The sequence below is a fragment of the Priestia sp. P5_B4 genome (genome assembly GCF_056400385.1).
This window is the reverse complement of sequence record NZ_JBFULJ010001109.1, coordinates 1-1,090: the sequence shown is the minus strand read 5'-3', so window position 1 is coordinate 1,090 and position 1,090 is coordinate 1. Positions and strand designations below refer to the sequence as shown.

At 34.4% G+C, this 1,090-nt stretch carries 2 protein-coding genes; one reads left to right on the top strand and one right to left on the bottom strand.

Annotation, left to right across the window (positions count from 1 at the left end; all coding sequences use genetic code 11):
* Position 1 precedes the first annotated feature (1 nt).
* A complete protein-coding gene (locus tag AC1DRF_RS29215) occupies positions 2 to 424 on the top strand; it encodes a hypothetical protein (RefSeq protein WP_477742470.1) in 423 nt (140 codons plus the stop codon).
* A 2-nt stretch (positions 425 to 426) separates the two neighbouring features.
* Here the strand turns inward: AC1DRF_RS29215 and AC1DRF_RS29210 are convergent, their stop codons facing one another.
* Positions 427 to 939, bottom strand: coding sequence for a glycosyl-4,4'-diaponeurosporenoate acyltransferase CrtO family protein (locus AC1DRF_RS29210; RefSeq protein ID WP_016763851.1), 513 nt, complete (start codon positions 937 to 939; stop codon positions 427 to 429).
* Positions 940 to 1,090 lie beyond the last annotated feature (151 nt).

Genomic DNA, 1,090 nt, shown 5'->3' with positions numbered 1-1,090 from the left:
TATTATTAATGTATTGCACGACGGATTAATTTATATTTTTTATTTACTAGGATTTTCTCTTTCAGATAAAGAACTTCACTTCTGGATTATTGGTATTATTGGACTGCTCACGTTTTTAAGCGTTTATATGATCTTTAAATTATTGTCAAAGTGGAAATTTAGTATTACAGCTATTTCTTTTATCTATACCCTTACCGTTATGCTCGTCTTAGTTTTTGCCATTGAAATTCAGCAAGGAATTACCACCCGAGGCAATATGGAATTTGATGATGCCATAGCAGGTTTATGGGGATTTTTAGTCTTTTTTAGTATTTATATCGCCTTTGCTTCTTTTTTTCTTTTATCCAAGAGGTTGTTGTCTTCGAATAAGGAGAAAAAAATAAAAACCGAGGCCCCTACTCGGAGCCAAAGGCACGTGAATTAATTTCATTTGAGTTTCAAAACGACTTGATGAATTCGTATTCGATTATATCGTTGAACCAAAATAAACGGTACGTTTGCGACAATCGCATAAATAACCATCCAAACACCTATAGAAGGAGAGTTCCATATAAAAAAAAGAATAGAAGGAAGTATGCTGATCCAGTGAGTTAACTCTGCTCGATTTGTTTCAATTAAAAAAAGCTGTGCATATTCCTTCGTTCTACTCTCCCATTTCTTTTTATAAAATCCTCGTTTAAATAGCTTTCCTGCATCAGGAAGCCACGTTTTCCATCGGTGCACCCCGAATTTTTTATATATCCCAACTGTTTCCCAGCTTTGAACCTTAAACAGCGCAAGGTCCTTCTTTAAATAAAAGGCAGAAATTTTTGTGCATCTGTAGGCAATCAACATGTGAATCACAAACCATGCCATGATATTAATTAAGAGCTGAGCACCTGTCATTTTATCACTTTCTTCTTTTTTTCTTCTTCTATAGATATGCTGCGTTCTTTCCATTTAACTTGCTTTCTCACCGCCGTTTGGACGAAAGACCATACGAATAGACCCAGAAAAAACAGTACATGAATAGGAAATAAGCACAAAGAAAAAAAAGTAAACGAACCTATTTTCCTTAAGCTATTAAATAAGAGGCTTACATAGCAAACAT

What these genes read in the sequence shown, in the direction of transcription:
- AC1DRF_RS29210 (WP_016763851.1), bottom strand. Translation starts at nt 939, where the DNA reads ATGGAAAGAACGCAGCATATCTATAGAAGAAGAAAAAAAGAAGAAAGT.